13 protein-coding genes are annotated in these 19,976 nt (G+C 32.3%); 6 read left to right on the top strand and 7 right to left on the bottom strand.

The genetic code is table 11. The features are described 5' to 3' along the window. Positions 1-7: 7 nt before the first annotated feature. Positions 8-1,435: an ATP-dependent DNA helicase gene (locus ACKTSU_RS06320; RefSeq protein WP_408035529.1), complete on the bottom strand. Its 1,428-nt coding sequence runs from the start codon at positions 1,433-1,435 to the stop codon at positions 8-10. Between the two features lie 103 nt (positions 1,436-1,538). Here ACKTSU_RS06320 and ACKTSU_RS06315 point away from each other — a divergent pair, with 103 nt between their 5' ends. Genes ACKTSU_RS06315 through ACKTSU_RS06305 form a run of 3 tightly spaced genes read left to right on the top strand, consistent with a single transcriptional unit; the run spans position 1,539 to position 3,638 of the window. Next, a complete protein-coding gene (locus ACKTSU_RS06315; protein ID WP_408035528.1) occupies positions 1,539-2,273 on the top strand; it encodes a hypothetical protein in 735 nt (244 codons plus the stop codon). Further along, on the top strand, positions 2,248-3,078 hold the full coding sequence (locus ACKTSU_RS06310) for a DUF3822 family protein (RefSeq protein WP_408035527.1): 831 nt from the start codon (positions 2,248-2,250) through the stop codon (positions 3,076-3,078). The genes ACKTSU_RS06315 and ACKTSU_RS06310 overlap by 26 nt, the downstream gene beginning before the upstream one ends. Then, a complete protein-coding gene (locus ACKTSU_RS06305) occupies positions 3,078-3,638 on the top strand; it encodes an RsmD family RNA methyltransferase (RefSeq protein ID WP_408035526.1) in 561 nt (186 codons plus the stop codon). The genes ACKTSU_RS06310 and ACKTSU_RS06305 overlap by 1 nt, the downstream gene beginning before the upstream one ends. 92 nt (positions 3,639-3,730) lie before the next feature. Here the strand turns inward: ACKTSU_RS06305 and ACKTSU_RS06300 are convergent, their stop codons facing one another. From ACKTSU_RS06300 to ACKTSU_RS06290, 3 genes are all read right to left on the bottom strand, one after another. Beyond that, entirely contained in the window at positions 3,731-4,666 is a 936-nt protein-coding gene (locus tag ACKTSU_RS06300) for a PorP/SprF family type IX secretion system membrane protein (protein WP_408035525.1), read from the bottom strand. 16 nt (positions 4,667-4,682) lie between these two features. Continuing rightward, a complete protein-coding gene (locus ACKTSU_RS06295; RefSeq protein ID WP_408035524.1) occupies positions 4,683-10,163 on the bottom strand; it encodes a PKD domain-containing protein in 5,481 nt (1,826 codons plus the stop codon). Between the two features lie 140 nt (positions 10,164-10,303). Then, positions 10,304-10,672 (bottom strand): hypothetical protein, encoded by a 369-nt coding sequence (locus ACKTSU_RS06290; RefSeq protein WP_408035523.1) that lies wholly within the window; start codon positions 10,670-10,672, stop codon positions 10,304-10,306. A 189-nt stretch (positions 10,673-10,861) separates the two neighbouring features. Between ACKTSU_RS06290 and ACKTSU_RS06285 the strand changes: the two genes are divergently transcribed. After that, entirely contained in the window at positions 10,862-12,979 is a 2,118-nt protein-coding gene (locus ACKTSU_RS06285; RefSeq protein WP_408035522.1) for a hybrid sensor histidine kinase/response regulator transcription factor, read from the top strand. Between the two features lie 35 nt (positions 12,980-13,014). Here ACKTSU_RS06285 and ACKTSU_RS06280 read toward each other — a convergent pair whose 3' ends face one another. Beyond that, on the bottom strand, positions 13,015-14,637 hold the full coding sequence (locus ACKTSU_RS06280) for an ABC-F family ATP-binding cassette domain-containing protein (protein WP_408035521.1): 1,623 nt from the start codon (positions 14,635-14,637) through the stop codon (positions 13,015-13,017). Between the two features lie 176 nt (positions 14,638-14,813). Here ACKTSU_RS06280 and ACKTSU_RS06275 point away from each other — a divergent pair, with 176 nt between their 5' ends. Beyond that, positions 14,814-16,175, top strand: coding sequence for a hypothetical protein (locus ACKTSU_RS06275; RefSeq protein ID WP_408035520.1), 1,362 nt, complete (start codon positions 14,814-14,816; stop codon positions 16,173-16,175). 121 nt (positions 16,176-16,296) lie between these two features. Continuing rightward, positions 16,297-18,102 (top strand): DEAD/DEAH box helicase, encoded by a 1,806-nt coding sequence (locus ACKTSU_RS06270; protein ID WP_408035519.1) that lies wholly within the window; start codon positions 16,297-16,299, stop codon positions 18,100-18,102. Between the two features lie 64 nt (positions 18,103-18,166). On the opposite strand, the gene ACKTSU_RS06265 is transcribed toward ACKTSU_RS06270, so the two are convergent. Together ACKTSU_RS06265 and ACKTSU_RS06260 are read right to left on the bottom strand one after the other, a co-directional pair. Continuing rightward, complete coding sequence (locus ACKTSU_RS06265) at positions 18,167-18,997, bottom strand: prohibitin family protein (RefSeq protein WP_408035518.1); 831 nt, start codon at positions 18,995-18,997, stop codon at positions 18,167-18,169. A 34-nt stretch (positions 18,998-19,031) separates the two neighbouring features. Next, positions 19,032-19,940, bottom strand: a complete 909-nt coding sequence (locus ACKTSU_RS06260; RefSeq protein WP_408035516.1) for a cation diffusion facilitator family transporter — start codon at positions 19,938-19,940, stop codon at positions 19,032-19,034. Positions 19,941-19,976: the final 36 nt, after the last annotated feature.

Raw genomic sequence — 19,976 nt, 5'->3', positions numbered from 1 at the left:
TATAAATTTAATCTAAAAAATATTCATCTTTAAACCCTATCAAATACAATTTTTCTTGAGCACGCGTAACTGCTGTATATAACCAACGTAAGTATTCTACTGAAGCTCCATCAGGTAAATAAGGCTGTTCTATAAAAACAGTTTTCCACTGTCCACCTTGTGATTTATGGCATGTCATAGCATAAGAAAATTTCACTTGAAGTGCATTGAAGTATTTATTCTTTTTCACTCCCATAAATTGTTTATACTTCGATTTTTCTTGAGCAAAATCTTCTTTTACAGCTTCGTATAAGCGATTCGATTCTTCATACGTTAATGACGGACTCTCACTAGTAAGCGTGTCCAATAACAATACTGTTTCAAAAGGTTTCATATCAGGATAATCAATCATGCGAACTTCAACTTCAGCAAACTTAAATCCATATAAATCTTTGATTTCATTAATACGCATTACCTCACAAATATCACCATTGGCAATAAACCCTGCGGAAGACGAGTCTTTTAACCAGTAGTAGTTGTTTTTTACAACCATTACATAATCACCGGTAGAAATTTCGTTTTCTTGTCCGCGAATTTTCGTTCGTATCTGTTGATTGTATTGATTCGCTCGTTTGTTTGAACGCACAATAATAGCGGTATCTTCTACTCCAATATCTCCATCATAAGCAGAAGTAATAGCATCTTGAATATCGTATCCGTCTTGTAAACGAATAATATCAGGATAATTTAAATCGAACTGAAAATGTGTAGATTCATTTTGAATTAACAAACGTAAATCGGTTGCATTGGCTAGTATTCCTGAGCCCTCCTCTTGACGTACTACTTCATCTAGCTCAATTTCGGTAACTTCTTTGTTAAACTCAAACGAAAGTTTGTCTGCTTCTAATGCTGGACTCATTGTTAATTTAACAGGAGGTAACTGAGCCGTATCACCTATAAATATAATTTTACAATTTTTCCCTGAGTACACATATGAAATTAAGTCGTCTAACAATGAACCGTTTTCAAACAATTTAGCATTTTGTTTTTCATCTGAAATCATCGAAGCTTCATCAACAATAAAAAGTGTATCAGTATGCTTATTGGGCTGCATAACAAAACTTACACCTCCACTACTTTGTTTTTTTGGAAAGTATATCTTTTTATGAATGGTAAATGCTTGTCTATTCGAGTACCCCGAAATAACCTTAGCTGCACGACCTGTTGGAGCTAATAAAACTGCCTTTTGACCAATCTTCCATAAATTATGAACAACTGTACTTATAATGGTAGTTTTTCCCGTTCCTGCATATCCTTTTAATAAAAACAAAGCACGATTATCATCTGAAAAAATAAAATGCGTTAAAACATCTAACAGCTCACCTTGCTTTTGTGTAGGAGCATATGGGAATTTTTGAAGTATTTCTTTGTAGAATTTAGGGGCGGTTTGTATCATATTTTAAATAATGCTCAAAGATAAATGTATTTACAAAATAATTATTTTCATCATTGAAAAAAAATTGTAGATTTGCGAATATCATATATTAAAAATTAAAAAAATGAATTTATTATTAATGATTTTAGTAGCTGTAGTGGTTGCTTTTCTTTTAGCTGTACTTGTAGTTAAATTTGTACCTCTAAAAATGAGATGGTTAGTTTCAATATTACTTTTAGGTGCAACTGTCTTTTTAGCATATAAAATTTATGGTGGAATTATGGAGCCAATTAACTTTAACAAAGACAAGAAAGTGCGTTATGCTAAAGTTATTAAGAATTTAAAATTAATTCGTGATGCTGAAGTAAAATATAAAGAGGTAACAGGAACATATACTAGTAATAAAGACTCTTTAATTAGTTTTATTGAAAGCGGAAAATTAGCTTTAACAGAGACTAAAAACATTGAGGTAGAAGAAGACAGAGGTGGTGGAATTAAAGTTAAAGTTTCTAAAAAACAAGTAGATACTATTGGATATGAGCCTGTTTTAAAATACTTTGAAGGTAAGGAATACAAAAACATGTTCAATGTACCTGGTACTGATTTACAATTTGAGTTAGCAACTGGTAGAGTTGAAAAAGTAGCAGGTTTAGAAGTTCCTGTATTTGAAGCTAAAGTTTCAAAGAAGCCTATTTTAACAGGAATGAATCCTTCGTTAATCAAAGCTGAATTGGAAGCAATTGAATCTGATCAAATTAAAGGTGAGTTTGTTTCTGTAGGTTCTTTAAGTGAAGTAACTACTGGTGGTAATTGGCCTCCTTTTTATGATAAAGGTGAAGCAGTTGCAAAGAAAGACTAAAAAAATAAGCGCTATAGCGCAATATAAAGATCTATCCATCCAATTTAGTTTGGATGGATTTTCTTTTTGTATCTCTAACTCAGATAACAAAGCTCCATTACTTTTCACTAAATATATTTTTGCAGCTTCAATAACTTCTCCTGAGTTATTGTTGGAAGAAATTATACGTATCTTTAATACCGATAAAGATCTGCAACAAGATTTCTCTTCTGTTTTTGCTATTCATCAAAACAACCTAGCTACTTTAGTTCCTAATAAACTTTTTGATCGAAACAATTTAGCTCCGTATTTAAAATACACTGTAAAAACCTTAAAAACAGATTTTATTACTTACGATTTACATGATATTATAGCTGCTAACACAGTTTATATACCTTATGTAAATATCAATAATTACCTGTTTCAAAACTTTGGAGAGTTTGAATACAAACACCATTCAACCGTGTTAATAGACAAACTACTCTCCTATTCTCAAGAAAACTCTGATCAACAGTTTTTTGTACATGTTTCTCCTAATGATATAGATATTGTAGTTTGTAAAGAAGGAAAACTTATATTTTACAACTCCTTTTCATACAGTACCAAAGAAGATTTTATTTACTATATCCTTTTTACTTCGGAACAATTACAAATGGATCCTAACAGTTTTCAGTTAACTTTTATTGGTGACATTGAAAAAGATTCAGAGTTGTACACCATAACTTATACTTACGTTCGAAATATTCATTTTATGAATCCTGTTGATAATTTCTTTGCAGATAACAATGATTTTTCGAACCATTCAAATTTTATACTTATTACCTAATGCGAATTATTTCTGGAAAATATAAGAGTAAAAGAATTTCTGCTCCTAAAAACTTACCTGTACGACCTACGACCGATATGGCTAAAGAGTCGTTATTTAACATCTTAAATAATTTGTATTATTTTGATAATATTTCAGTATTAGATTTATTCGCAGGAACAGGGAATATTAGTTACGAATTTGCCTCGAGAGGTACAGAAACTATTTATGCTGTTGATGCTCATTTTGCGTGTATCAAGTTCATCAATCAAACTTCTAAAGAGTTAGACATGGACATTACCAGCTACAAAAGTGACGTGTATAAATTTTTAGAAAAGACTCCGCTAAAAACAGATGTTATTTTTGCTGATCCTCCTTATGATTTTGAAGAAACACAATTCTTAAAAATAGCGGATATTATTTTTGAACGTAATTTGTTAAATGAAGATGGTGTTTTAATTATTGAACATTCAAAACATACAGATTTAACCAAGCATCCAAATCATAGTTATGATAAACGTTACGGAGGAAATGTTTTTAGTTTTTTTGAAGCTATTACTACTATTGATGAAGATGAATAATAAAAGAAAAGGGATTATACAAAATGTACATCCCTTTCCAATCGCCTCTAATTAGAGTTGTTTCCCCTTTTCAACCCTATCCTTGTAATATTTTAATTACCATCCCAATAAAATGGCGGCTTTCTTTTATTTCTTTTAGCTTCCGTTTTTCCTAAATCAAATGCTATACTAATTTCGTGTGAACCACTATTATATGGACTCGCATTTGATAAATAACTTTCATAACTATAACCTAGACGAATGTTATCTTTTACTCGTATTTGAAACAATCCTGCTACAGCGTCATTCAAACGATGAGAGAACCCAAATTCAATTTGCTTATTTAACAATACTCCTAATGATATATCAGTTGACCACGGAGCTCCCTTAGTATATCTCGTTAAAAAAGATGGTTTTAAACTTACTTTATCATTTATCACAAAATTATACCCTGATGAAAGATAAAAAATCATGCTATCTGTTGCCGAAGTTACCATACCATTTCCTCTGTCATAATACTCGTTTCCTAATAAATTCAATGCTGATAAGCTTATGTATAACGCATCTGTATAGAAAAAAGCTCCAGTACCTATGTTTGGCATAAACTTATTAATATTCTGACTAAAAAGAGGATCACTTGTTATTCCTAAACTTTGTAAATCTACATTTACAAAGCTTCCTCCTCCCTTTAATCCAAAAGATAAAGTTGTTTTATCTGAAAGCTGAATTGCATATGAAATATCAGCGTACAAATGGGTTTCATTTAACACATACACTTTATCAAATATAGCAGAGAGCCCCATCCCTAAATTATTTCCAATTCCTCCATGTAATGCTAATGAGCCAGTTCTTGGGCTTGCTGGTTCATTAACCCATTGGCTACGTACACTTGAAGTTACTGTAAAAAAATCATGTGTTCCTACATAAGCTGGATTTAGTAGACTAAAATTATTATAATATTGAGAGTACAAAGGTTCTTGTTGACCATATACTACCTGTAAACTTAACACAAGAATTATTGTACTAATTATTCTCTTTATAAAACTCATTTCTGTTTTTCTTTTTTTAGTAATTAATATAAACCCATCCTTTTAACACTCTTTTATCTCCATCTATGTTCAATACATAAAAATAGGCTCCTGTAGGAAGTTTTTCTTCTTGATTACTCCCTTTTCCATTCCAGTTATTTTGATAATTGGTAGAATGATACACTCTATTTCCCCAACGATTATAAACTTCTAAGTTATTATTAGAGTACTTATGCAATCCGCTTACAATAAATGTGTCATTTATACCATCATCATTGGGTGAAAAACCTTTTGGTATGGTTAATCCTCCTGAATCACAAATATCTCCTATTCCGTTTTGATCTAAATCCTTTTGATCAGGATTTGATGTTGTTGGACAGTTGTCATTTTCGTTTAAAACTCCATCACCATCTATATCCTCATCACATATATCTGCTATAGAATCATTATCTAAATCATCTGATATAAAGGTTATCACAGCCTCTTCTGAACTCGACAAACCATTTGAGTCAGTAACAGTCAATATAACTACATAATCTGTTAAGTTTGGACAGTTAAAATTAGTTTGACTCAAACTCATGTTTGAAATTCCTGATGCGTCATAAGAACCATCATTAATATCTTCCGAAGTAATTACTACATTTCCATTGGTATCTAACTCTACTTGTATGTCTCTTGTTATTACAATAGGAGGTGTGACGTCTTCAACTGTTACGGTAGCTGTACAAGTATTTGTATTTCCACTAACATCCGTTACTGTTAAATTAACCGTATTTGTTCCAACATTGGTACAATTAAATGTGGTGGTATCTAAACTCATTGAGGAAATTCCACAAGCGTCTATACTTCCATTATCAATATCAGCAGTGGTAATAGTCGCCACTCCTGTAGCATCTAACGAAACTGTAATATCCTTACATATTACTGTTGGTGGCGTAATATCTTCCACAGTTACAATAGCTGAGCAAGTATTACTATTTCCATTTACATCAGTAACAGTTAAGATTACCGTATTTACTCCTATATCAGTACAATCAAATGTAGTTTTATCTAAACTCATTGAGAAAACCCCACAAGCATCCGTACTTCCATTATCAATATCAGCAGTGCTAATCGTTGCAATTCCTGTGTCATCTAATGAAACTGTAATATCTTGACAGATTACTGTAGGCAGTGTATTGTCTTCTACAGTTACGGTTGCCGTGGCGGTATTACTATTTCCACTGGTATCTGTTACGTTTAATGTTACCGTATTAATTCCAACATCCGAACAATTAAAAGTAGTTTTATCAAGACTTATTGAAGCTATTCCACAATTATCCGTAGAACCATTATCTATATCTGTTGTAGAAATAGTTACATTTCCAGAAGCATCTAATGGGACAGTCAAATTTTTAGTTATTACTGTTGGTAGTACTGTTTCTACAGTACTTATATATGCTTTTTTTATAATTGTTTTACTACATCCATCGCTATCGGTAACTGTTAAGCTTACATCAAATTCTCCATTTTCTGTATAAGTATGCTTAGGGTTTGATATATTGCTCGTAGTTCCATCTCCAAAGTCCCATAACCAATCTGACGGAGGCCCATAAAAAACAGTAGCATCAGAAAATCTAACTGTTAAAGGGTCACAACCTGTGGTTACATCGGCAGAGAAATCTGGATTGGGCCCTATAACTTGTATAAAATTTGATTTCGTATTGGTATTTGTTAACCCTGTTATAACAGTAGTTATAGTTAAACTTACATTATAAATCCCTACAGATTCATAAGTATGTGTTGGGTTTTGTTCGGTAGATGTATTTCCATCACCAAAATCCCATAACCATTCTTCAACGGTATCATTTCCGTCTATGGTTGATTCATCTGTAAAGTTTACTGTAAGAGGCCCACAACCTTGTCTGGATGTAACGCTAAATTGTGCTCTTGGAATTACTATTTTTATTAAACCTGTTGCTTTACTAGTACATCCATTCACAGTGTCTTTTACTGTAAGGTTTACTGTGTAATCTCCTACAGCTGTATAAGAGTGTATTGGATTCTGTGCTGTTGAAGTACCTCCATCTCCAAAATCCCAATTCCATGTATCTGGTAAAGTAGATTGATCTGTAAAAAACACAGTATGCGGAAGTGCTTGTCCTACTGTAGGGTTTGCATTAAACTTTGCTTTTGGTGATTGTACATTAAACGTTTTCGTTATTGTATTTTCCTTTCCTGTAATATCAATAACTTTTAGTTTTATTTCGGCATTAATTATATCGGTATATATACGTGTAGGATTTTGTTCTGTTGAAGTATTGCCGTCTCCAAAATCCCATTCCCAACTTACAATGGCTCCGTTAGGTGAAGATGAAGTATCAGTAAAGATTACCTCGTTTCCTACACAATACCCTCCTGATATTGTAAAATCTACCAATATTTCATCAGACTCATAGGCACCAATATCTATTGTTGTACCTAAAATACGAGCATTATTTCCTAAATCTTTCGCTTCACTATTGGCTGCGTTATTTCCTGCGTTTAAAAGTGGTGAGGTGTTTTGCAAGCCATAATCATTATTCGCGGCATCAACAAATAACGGGTCGGTTATTGTAGTACCATCAATATTACCTGTGCCTGACGGGTTTTTACCTTTTACATAGCTATAAGTTATGTTAGTTATAGCTCCATTTATTTCAGCATTGCAACTAGTGCCACCACAAATATTATCGGTAAATAAACTATTAACAATAGTTACGTCTTTGCCATTGGTATTAAGAGCACCGCCGTTATCGGTTGCTTCGTTTTGTGTAAAACTACAGTTTATAAGCTTTAAGCTACCACCTTCTATAGAAACTGCTCCACCATATTTCGCTTTGTTAGCGTAAAATAAACAATTGGTAAAGCTCACGTTAGTACCGTAGGTAATTACTGCACCACCAACACCATTAAAACCTGTACCCCCAGCTTCATTATTTCTGAAGACACAATTTCTTATAGCAATATCCTCTGCACTTGTGTAGGTTAATAACGCAGCACCTGTACGCCCTTCTAACGAGCTTCCGTCATCGGCAAAACCGTGTTCAAAAATAAACCCATCAACAACAATGTTTTCACTTTTTACGGTTAGTATTCCGTGAGCATCGTGGTCATCTGTATTACTGTTACTGTTTAAGTCACCACTTAAAATGGTTTGGTTTGCTGTCCAATCTCTATCGTTTAGAGCAGTTTCTGTACCTGCAAAACCGCCGTAAAGACTAACACCTTCAGGAATTTCAATGGCTGTAGTTTCATTTAAGGGTTTATAGGTACCTTTAGCGACCCATATTTCGGTGATATTGGAGCATATATATGTTTGCCAAATAGCATCTTGCAAATTATTATAGGCATTGGCCCACGAGCTACCGTCATTTGTACCGCCACTTACCGAAGCATTGACATAAAGTGTGGTAGCCGTTGGATATGGACAACTGACTACGCCTTCATAAGCGCCGATGTTTACTGTTGTGTTTTGCACACGATCTTCTCCTGCAATATCATAGGGAATACTCTCGGTGGTATTGCCATCGCCATCCAAATCAAAACTGTCAGTAGGGAGGTTGGCGTTATTTCCGGCATCTATGGCAGGACTTGTGGCTATCAAACGTAAGCCATCATCTGGGGTAGCCCATATACCATCTTTTCCTTTAGGCAAAGTAGGAGCTAAAAAAGGATTAGCTGTAAGTTGAGTAAAGCCAGTACCAGTATAATTTTCAGAAAAATTATCAGCTCCCATAAATGTACTCCCCCCTGAAGAGGATATATCGGCGCCATTTCCGTAAAAAACAGTATTATATAGCGTTGTATTAGAGTCATTACTATGCATTCCGCCACCGTTGGTGGTAGCTGAGTTGTTATTAAATGTAACATTAACTAAGCTTGAAGGAGAACTTTCATTGAATATTCCAGCTCCATAGCCAGCTCCGGCTGAACCAAAGTCAGAACCACCACCAGCAGCACTATTATATATAAACACTGTATTGGTGATAGTTGCCAAAGAATTAGCTTTGTTATATATACCACCACCATGACCACTACCACCGTCATTTCCTACTCCGGGTACAATCATTTCTCCATCTCCTCCCCTGACTGTATTATAAGCAAAAGTAGCATTTGTAATAGTTGGTGAAGAAGCCGAATTAAACATACCGCCTCCGTAGGCATTGCTATCACTATATCCTCCGTATCTCCCTCGTACTGTATTGTTAGTAGACAACAAATTTACAATAGCTGGTGAAGAGGAATCATTATACATTCCACCGCCACCATATTGAGCTTTGTTTTCACTAATGGTAATATTCTTAAAAATTGGAGATGAAGAAGCATTGTATATCCCTCCTCCTCTATTATAATATATTACTTGCCCGCCAATAGTTATCGTTCCTGTATGATATATCGCAGCACCTTTTGTAATAGTAAAACCTTCAACAAGAGCTGTACTGTTAAGGTTAGTGGTAACTAATACATGTACCGTATTTGTAGTACCTAAGTCGCCTGATAGTATGGATGGATTTGTAAAATCTTGGGTATTAGTAGCTGGGTTATAACTCCCTTTGAGTTTTATATTTTTATTCATCCAGAAATAAAACTCCGTAGGGTTAGTAAGTGTTGTCCCAGGTGCTGAGTTAGGATGATACGTGCCCGAGGCAACCCAAATTTCTTCACCATCATCGATACAGTTTAGCGCATCTTGCAAATTGGTAAAGGCATTTATCCAAGAGGTACCATCGTTGCCGCCTGTGGTGGCGTTACTATCTACATATAAGCGCGTGGCCGCTGAACAAGGCGGTAGTACAATGGTAAAAGTTGTTGGATCGTTTTCTCCAGCCTCATTAGAAACACCATTTCCATTAGGATCTGGGTCAGTACCATTATCTGACAAATCATTTACAGTAGTTGTTGTATCAGAAGCTGAAATGATACTTTGACTACTGTAATTACCTGTTCCAAGACCTTGATCTGTTACATTTGTTACTTGAATAACTAGTCGTATTTGGGCTGTTCTGCTAATTGCTAAAGTGCTTCCATCTGTAATTATTTGCGTGTCTGCACTTCCGTTAAAATCTGTATTTAAATTAATTGTTCCTGGGTTATTAATAAAAGTAGGTTGGCTAATTACTGTATAATTTCCAATACCAAAAACGGCATCTAAGTCATCACTTAAGCTTAATGATGATAGGTCGGCATCACCTAAGTTTTCAATATAATAGTTAAAAGTTACTTGCTGTGCAGATACAGTCGCATCTTTTGCCATACCTATAATTGGATTAGCTACCGATAGGCTTAAGTTGGTAGATACCTTAGTTGACATGGCTTGGTGTGCTTCACCATACAGGTTATTACTGTGATCTTCTAAGTCGGCTTTACTTACATTGTTTCTATCGGTAACCGAAGTTGTATACTCTACTCTACCAGATGCTGTTGCTAGAGCAGCAACCTTTTGAGCCATTATTGAAGATATTATTAACGCTAAAAAATAGAATAGTCGTTTTTCCATAATTATTATTTATAAATATTTAAAGTCGTCAATAATTAAATTGTTGACGACTGGTACTGTCTTATATCTCGTTCCTATTGAAGTTCTATATCTTAAATTAAGTATTGCTAGTGACCTATAATTTATAGTTCTTTAAATGTTTAGTTTATGGTTAATTCTGGTAGACTTATCATAATCATTGTTCCATTTGAAGTTGAAAGTGTATATCCACCTAACTCATTTATTTCTAGAGTCAATTCTCCACCTCCTTCATAACGATAATACCCTTCTACACTGTGAGTTCTTATTAAAACTCCCCAATGTTCTTCAGGGTAATTATATCCGTCTATTTTTTTAGCTCCTAAATCAATAAAATTGACGACCCCCATTCCAGGAACTTCTAAATAACCATTTCCTAAGTTTTCAATTTTTGATTTATAATGGTGATTAACAATGTAATCTTTCCCGGTTTCTCGATTTTGAAAGAAACAATCATACATATAATTGTTTACAATATTTAATGTATACATGTTATTAATTTTTATATGTTACAAATATGATTTATATCAACATCAATATTGTTTCAAACAAACTCACTATTGTGTCATACACATTAAAACACTCTCTTCAAACACTTTAAAAAACATATTACTAATAGAATTCGCCAAAAAACAACTCTTTTGTCTATAGATTAATATATTTGACTATTAATTATTCATATGAAGAAACTAGCTAAGCTATATAGCAACATAACCAATATTGGAGTAACAGATAAACTTTCTAAACTAGAAAGTAAGAGAGTCCGTTTACTCAATATTTTTATTTCTAATTGGTTTTTAATTGAACTTGTTTTAATTACAGAAGACACTCTGAAAAAAGGAATCTCCTCATTTCCTGTTTTAGTACATACGGGCAGTATAATTGGTTTGTTAGCTACCTTATTTTTACAGTACAAACGTAAGTTTATGGTAGCGCGTATCTTGTTTTTTTCTTTAATTCTATATAGTAATTTTATGTTCTGTAATTTTGCTGAAAGAGGCGGCTATATTGAATATTTTTACATCGTTGTACCTGTTTTTCTCTTACTTTTTACCAATAACAAATACTTACTTTATAGTGTTTTTATCATTTCTTATTTACTTTTTGTTATTCCAATACATGTTTTTCCAATCTACCCACAAGGAACATTTGGTTCTCCAATACTTATTTTAATTCAGTTTATCATTTTCTTTTTTCTAGTACAGTACTTTAAAAATGCAAATATTAAAAGTGAAGAAACCCTCGAAAGTCAACGAAAACAATTAGAAGAATTGAATGAATTTCAGTCTCAATTTTTCATCAATGTTTCTCATGAAATTAGAACACCACTAACCTTAATTAAAGGGGAAATAGATGGGTTAGACATATTCAAAAACACCCCTTATGAAAAAGATAGTGCTGCTATTAAAAGTAGACTGAATAAGCAGGTTAATAAAATTAAAACTATAGTTGACGACGTACTTGATTTAGCAAAAATGAAAGACGCTAATTTTAAAATTTATCCAACCCCTTTTTTAATAAACAACTTAATTAATAAACTGTACACCTCTTTTGAACCTCTTTGTAGCCAAAAAGAAATTTCATTCACTATAAAAAAAGTAAACGAAGAATGTTGGGTCTTATCTGATACTGTTTTTTTAGAAAGAGCTCTAAACAACATTATTGTCAATGCTATTAAATATACCCAAAAAAACGGAAATATTTCAATCACTTTATATAAAAATAATGAGCAAGTTTTTATAACTATTAAAGATTCTGGTATTGGAATTGCTAAAAAAGATATTGATTTAATATACAACCGTTTTTATCAAGCTAAAAATGATATTAATAAAGCTGGTGGTAGCGGTGTAGGGTTGGCTTTTAGTAAAGAAATCATTGAATTACATCAAGGGAAATTAACTGTGAATAGTGAATTAGATAAAGGAAGTATATTTACAGTAATGTTACCTCAAACATCAAAAATTAACACAAAAGAAAATTTAGAAGAAACAACGGTACAAAACACTTATAAAGAATCCTTTACTCATAAAAAAGTAATTAGCTCTGAGGTAACAAAACCTTACACTATCCTTATCGTTGATGATAATTTTGAAATGCGAGCTTATTTAAAAAGTATTTTAAACAATTATACTTGTTTCGAAGCAGAAAATGGAAAAGAAGCTTTAGAAATTCTTTCCAATGAAAAAATCGACTTTATGGTAACAGATTATATGATGCCCGTAATGAATGGTTTAACTTTAATTGAAAAAATTAAAGAACAAGAAATAAAAGTTCCTATTTTAATGCTAACAGCACGTACAGACTCTAAAAGTAAATTGAACGTATTACGCTTAGGAATTGATGATTATGTGAATAAGCCCTTTGAAAAAGAAGAACTATTAATTCGAATACAAAATGCACTACACAATAATATAAATAGAACACAGTTTATTAAGAAAAATAACATTTCTAAAAAAGAATTAGATCAGAATAATCATTGGATTATTGATATACAAAAATTTGTTTATAAACGATGTTCAGACCCAAAAATGACTCAAGACGATATTGCAGAGTATTTTAATACTTCAAGAAGTTCTTTAAATCGAAAAATAAAAGCTGAAACAGGCCTAACTCCAAATCAGTTTATAACCGAAATTAAACTTCAAAAGGCACGTGACTTACTTGAGCAAAACTCAACTATTTTATTAAAGACATTGGCTTTAGAAGTTGGGTATTTACATACCTCCCATTTTTCTAAAATATACAAACAACGTTTTGGAGTTCCTCCTATGGTAAAAAACCAATCAAGTATAAAATAAAAGAGAACCGAATTGGTTCCCTTTTTACTATTCTATTAAGAATACATTTGTTCTCTTAATTCTTTTACCTTCGGATCTTCTAAATAATCATCAAAAGTTGAGTATTTATCAATGATTCCTTTAGGTGTAATTTCTATAATTCTATTAGCAACCGTTTGTGCAAACTCGTGGTCATGCGTTGTAAATAACACGGTTCCTTTAAAATTAATTAACGAGTTGTTTAATGCCTGAATAGATTCTAAGTCTAAGTGGTTTGTTGGTTCATCTAACATTAAGATGTTCGCTCTAGTCATCATCATACGAGATAACATACAACGTACTTTTTCTCCTCCTGATAATACATTACTCTTTTTTAATGCCTCTTCACCAGAGAAAATCATTTTACCTAAGAAACCTCTTAAGAAAACTTCTTCTCTCTCTTCTTCAGTTTGAGCATATTGACGTAACCAATCTACTAAATTTAACTCTCCATTTTGGAAGTATTCAGAATTATCTGCTGGTAAATATGATTGTGTAGTAGTTACTCCCCAATTGTATTTTCCTGAATCAGCTTCTTCATTTCCTGAAATTACTTGATAAAATGCTGAAGTAGCTTTTGAGTTCTTTGAAATAATAGCAACTTTATCACCTCTATTCAAGTTAATATCTACATTTGAGAATAATAACTCTCCTTCTGCATCCTTTTTTGATAAACCTTCAATATTTAAAATCTGATCTCCAGCTTCTCTATCTCTTTCAAAAATAATAGCAGGATAACGACGTGAAGAAGGCTTAATTTCATCTACATTTAATTTCTCAATCATCTTCTTACGAGAAGTTGCTTGCTTAGACTTTGCAACGTTCGCAGAGAAACGACGGATAAATTCTTCTAATTCTTTCTTTTTATCTTCTGCTTTTTTGTTTTGTTGAGCTCTTTGTTTAGCAGCTAACTGAGAAGATTCGTACCAGAATGTATAGTTACCAGAAAAATGGTTAATTTTTCCAAAATCGATATCAGAAATATGTGTACAAACCGCATCTAAGAAGTGACGGTCGTGAGATACAACTATTACCGTATTATCATAATTTGCTAAGAAATTTTCTAACCAAGAAATCGTTTCAAAATCTAAATCGTTCGTAGGCTCATCCATGATTAATACATCAGGATTTCCAAACAACGCTTGTGCTAATAATACACGTACTTTTTTCTTCGGATCTAACTCAGATAATAAGGTATAATGATCTTCTTCTTTAATTCCTAAGTTTGATAATAAACTTGCAGCTGAAGCATCGGCATTCCACCCGTCCATTTCTTCAAAACGAACTTGTAACTCCCCAATTTTTTCTGCATTCTCATCAGTATAATCAGCATACAACGCATCTATTTCTGATTTAATTTGGTGCAGTTCTTTATTCCCCATCAACACTGCTTCTAAAGCTGTGTATTCATCAAAAGCATAATGATCCTGCGTTAAAACAGACATTCTTTTTCCTGGCTCTAGGTGAACACTTCCTGAGGTTGGGTCTTGTTTTCCTGATAAAATCTTTAAAAAAGTAGATTTCCCTGCTCCATTTGCTCCAATAATTCCGTAGCAATTTCCTTGTGTAAACTTGGTATTTACTTCATCAAACAAAACACGTTTCCCAAACTGAACTGATAAATTAGAAACTGATAACATGTATAGTATTTTAAATTTCGTGCAAAAGTATAAAAACTAAAGAGTATAAAAGAATTTGCATGAAAGTTTTTAACACATTACTTTTGAGGCTTTTTAATTCTTTTAACAACGAATTAACAGCCTTATTACGAAGAGTTCTCTATTTTTGAACATTGATATTTAGGGTAAATTCAAGCATGATTAAGTATTTAATACCTCTCATATTAGTTATATTTATTGGATGTGAAAAATCTGATAATCAAAAACCTACCTATTTTGGGGGTAAGATTATCAATCCTAAATCTGACTTTGTTATTTTATCTAACAGTTACGAATTTAAAGACACAATTCCTTTAAATAAGAATAACACCTTTTTAGGAACCTATACCAATATAAAGGAAGGTTTGTATGTTTTTTATCATGGAAATGAGCATCAATATGTATTCTTACAACCTACTGATAGTACCTTAATAAGGTTAAATACTTGGGATTTTGATGAATCTTTAGTTTTTAGTGGTAGTAATGCAGAAAGGAACAATTTATTGATAGATGCTTTCTTACAATATGAGCAAGAAGATAAATTAATTGCTAGGTACTTTAATTTACCTCAAAAAGATTTCACTAATAAAATGGACTCTTTAAAACAAATTAAGAATGCTATTCTAACAAAGTATAAGGAAAACGATTTAAATCCTTCTGAAAAATTTTCTAAGCTTTTAAACATCGCTTTAAACTATCCTATTTATACAAACTTAGAAAAGTATGCTATTAAAAACGCTACTCAGAAAGAACCTGAACCTTTAGCTAAATCTTACTACAACTATCGTAACAAAACAAATGTTTGCAACGATTCTTTAATGTTTTTTGGTCCATATTATAGGTTTGTAATTGAAAAAATCTACAACGATGTTTATCAAAAAAATAGTGTTAATGAACTAGATAATTTCACAGTAGAATTACTTAACTCTATTGATAAGAACATTGATTCTGAAGAAATAAAAAATAGATTATTATATAATGCTGTTGTAGGGCATTTTTTTAAAGAACCTAATTATGAAAAGAAAAATGAAACTTTCTTTACTTTCTTTAAACTTAATACAGATAACGAGCAAAAGAAAACAATACAGCGTTTAATTAACGATTTAAAACTCCTAAATAAAGGAGAACAACTTCCTTCTTTTGATCTGATTTCAGCAGATGGCGGTCTTGTTGATATTAAAAATGTTGCTAAAGGAAAAAACACAGTCGTATTATTTAAAAATTATAAATATGCCTCTGACGACTGGGTGTCTTCTAGGTTTAATCACTTAATAAAAAATAACCCTGATATTAATTTTGTTTTAGTAAATTTATGTGACACCTCTAGAAGGTACACTAAAAACATAGATATTAAATATCAATACACACTACCAGAAGAGAGTCCAACTTGTGAATATTCTTCGAGTAAATTTTCTCGTTTGGTTTTAGTTGATAAAAATGGAATTATCCAGAATGGATATACTAGTTTATCTTCTTCCAGTATCAATCAAGAAATCAATAACTTACAAAATTTTAAATAGTTAGCTGCTATTCATTTTATTTAGTGTACTTTTGCACCGTCCAAAAAAAAAATCGTATTAACGATTCATAACATTAATAGAATTCGCGGAGGGGCATCTGTGGGTTCTCTAAAAACACAGTATGTCAACATTTTTAGATTTAGGTTTACAAGAACCTATCAATAGGGCTTTGACCGATTTAGGGTACGAAAAGCCAACAGTAATTCAAGAAAAAGCAATTCCACAAATCATTTCTTCAACCGAAGATTTAAAAGCTTTTGCTCAAACAGGAACCGGTAAAACAGCCGCTTTTAGTTTACCAATCATCGAACTTATCGATCAAACAAGTGTACACACACAAGCTATTATCTTATCACCTACTCGTGAATTAGCAGTACAAATAGGTAATAATATTGAAGGCTTTACAAAATACTTACCTAACTTAAAAGTAGCAACCGTTTATGGAGGTGCTAATATTGAAGAACAAATAAGAAAACTTAAAAAGGGCGCCCAAATTGTTGTGGGTACTCCTGGTAGAACAGTTGATTTAATTAAAAGAAGAGCCTTAAAGCTTGGTAACGTTCAGTGGTTAGTCCTTGATGAAGCCGATGAAATGCTTAACATGGGGTTCAAAGATGAATTAGATCAAGTTTTAGAAGCAACTCCTGAGAGTAAACAAACTTTGTTATTCTCTGCTACTTTTCCTAGAGAAGTAGAAGATATTGCTAAAAACTACATGAAAAATCCTGTTGAAATTGCTTCAGGACAAAAAAATCAAGGTTCAGACAATGTAAGTCACGAATATTATTTAGTAACTGAAAAAACACGTTACCCTGCTTTAAAAAGGGTTGCTGATTTAAATCCAAATATTTACGGAATCGTTTTTTGTAGAACTCGTAGAGAAACCCAAGAAGTTGCTAACAACTTAATTAAAGACGGTTACAATGCTGATGCGTTACATGGTGATTTATCTCAAGCGCAACGTGATTCGGTAATGGAAAAATTCCGTGAGAAAAATATTCAAATATTAGTAGCTACTGATGTTGCTGCTCGTGGTTTAGATGTTAACAACCTAACACACGTAATTAACCATAAATTACCAGACCAAATAGAAAACTATAACCACCGAAGTGGTAGAACTGGTAGAGCTGGTAACAAAGGTATTTCTATTGCTTTGGTTACTAAAAAGGAACAAGGTAAATTACGTCCTATTGAGCGTATTATTAAAAAAGAATTTATTCACACTCCTGTTCCTTCTGGTAAAGAAATTTGTCAAAATCAATTATTCCATTTAATTGATAAAGTACATAATACTGAAGTAAACACAGATCAAATAAATGATTTTTTACCAAGTATTTATGAAAAATTAGAAGATTTAACCAGAGAAGAGTTAATTCAGAAGTTTGTTTCGTTAGAATTCAACACTTTCTTATCATATTATGAAAATGCTCCTGACTTGAACAATTTATCGTCAAGAGAAAATTCAAGAGGACGTTCTTCTAGTGAAAATATGACTCGTTTCTTCATCAACTTAGGAAGAAAAGATCGTTTAAATCCAGCTAAATTAATCGGATTAATTAATGATCAAAACATAGGTGATAAAATTGAAATTGGTGCAATTGATATTTTAGACACTTTTTCTTTCTTTGAAATAGACAAGAACTACGAAAAAGAAACTTTAGATGCATTTGCTGATAATGATCCTGATTTTAATGGACGTTCAGTAAATATAGAAATTACAAAAACCGATCGTGGTAACGGCGGTGGTAGAAAACCTCGTAGAAGTGGTGGAGGTAATTTTAACGGAAAAAAACGTAGAAGCGATAGAAACGACAAACCCACTGATACTAAAAAAAGTTTTGGTAGAAGACGCAGCAAAGAAACTTCATCTAGAAGAGGTGACAATAAACCTGCTGCAGGATTTGGTAGAAAACGCAGAAGAGATTAAATTATAAATCTATAAATAAAAAAAGCAGCTCAATAAGCTGCTTTTTTTATTTGTAGAATTGAAATTACTGGTTTCCTAAAATAATAGGCATTCCGCTTTTTCCAGAACCAATAATAACTACTTTACTATTCTGAGAGTTAGCTAATCTATTCGTAGCTTCTATTCCTTTATCTTGTAAAATTTTATCAGTTAACGAAGCGCTTAAAATTTTGTTCGCATCAGCTTTACCTTTTGCTTCAATAATTTGTTTTTCTGCTTCTTTTTGAGCTGTAACTAATCTAAACTCATATTCTAATGACTCTTGCTCTTGTTTTAATTTACGCTCAATAGCTTCTTTAATAGTTGAAGGCAATGTTACATCTCTAACAAGTATTTCATTTAATTGAACATATTGAGATTCTAAAATCTTTTTTGTTTCAATAAAAATTTCATCTTGAATAGCATCTCTTTTGCTTGAATATAATTGTTCAGGTGTATAACGCCCCACTACACTACGTGCAGCTGAGCGAATTGCAGGCTGAATTACACGTTGTAAATAGTTTTCTCCTAATACTTGATGTAACTTTCCTAAATCGTTGTAAACTGGTTGATACCATGCCGAAGCATCTATCTGAATTTCTAATCCATTTGAAGATAATACTTTCATCTTTTCAAAAAGTTCTTGCTGTCTCACCTCATAAACATGCACTTTATTCCAAGGAGCAACTACATGAAAACCTTCTCCTAATGGTGGTTCATCTGTTACAACTCCTCCTCCAAACGTTTTATACAACACTCCTGCTTCACCTGAATTAATTGTTACTGTTGATTTTACTATGAAAATTATTAAAACGATTACTACAGGTATTAACATACCGAACTTAGGAAACTTTAATTCTACTTGATTTCTTGTCATTTTTTTGTGTTTTATACTCTACTCAAATGTACAACTAAATTAAAGAACCGCAGTTTTCATATTCGCATTCGTGAGCTGAAATCTCAAGCTCTAAAGTGATATGCTCTAAATGAAAATCATCATGTAATAACTTTTTTACCTTTTGTTTAATTTGTTTGGCTTCTTCCCAAGAAAAGCTACGCTCCTTTAAAATTAAATGTGCCGTAAAAATATTGTATTCTCCATCCATTGTCCATAAGTGACAATCATGTACTCCTTCAACTTCTTCTAAAGACAATAAGTTCTTTTTAATATCATCAACAGAAATTCCTACAGGAGCTCCCTGTAAAATAATACGTAAGCTTTCTTTGATATTTTTGTACACGTTAAACAATACAAAACCTGCAATAGCTATTGATAAAACAGGATCTAACACTGGTACATCCCAAAACTGCATTACTATACTCGCTAATAAAACTACTGCCCAACCTAATACATCTTCTAATAAATGTAACGATACAACTCTTTCGTTGATTGATGTTCCTTTTTTCAATTTAAAAACAGCTGCTCCATTAACAATGATACCTAAAACTGCTAGCCACATCATTCCTTTTGCATCAGCACTTTCTGGAGTAATAATTCTTGGAATTGCTTCTTTAATAATAAATACAGAACCTATTACCAGTACGATTGAGTTTATGATAGCTCCTAACAAGGAAAATCGTTTATATCCGTACGAGTATTTTTTTGTCGGTTTTTTAGTCGATTTCTTTTGAAAGTACCATGACAATCCTAAACTTAAACTATCACCTAAATCGTGTAAAGCATCTGACATAATTGCCAAACTATTGGTATAAAAACCTCCTATAATTTCAATAATTGTAAATGCTAAATTCAAGAAAAAGGCAACGGCTATATTCTCTGTTGAGTTTCCGTGTGAATGATGGTGATGATTGTGTCCCATGTTTTTATGAATTGACTTTAAATGTATAAAAAAGAT

This window comes from Tenacibaculum aestuarii, assembly GCF_964510395.1.
Lineage (GTDB): Bacteria > Bacteroidota > Bacteroidia > Flavobacteriales > Flavobacteriaceae > Polaribacter > Polaribacter aestuarii.
This window is presented reverse-complemented; position numbering and strand designations above follow the sequence as displayed.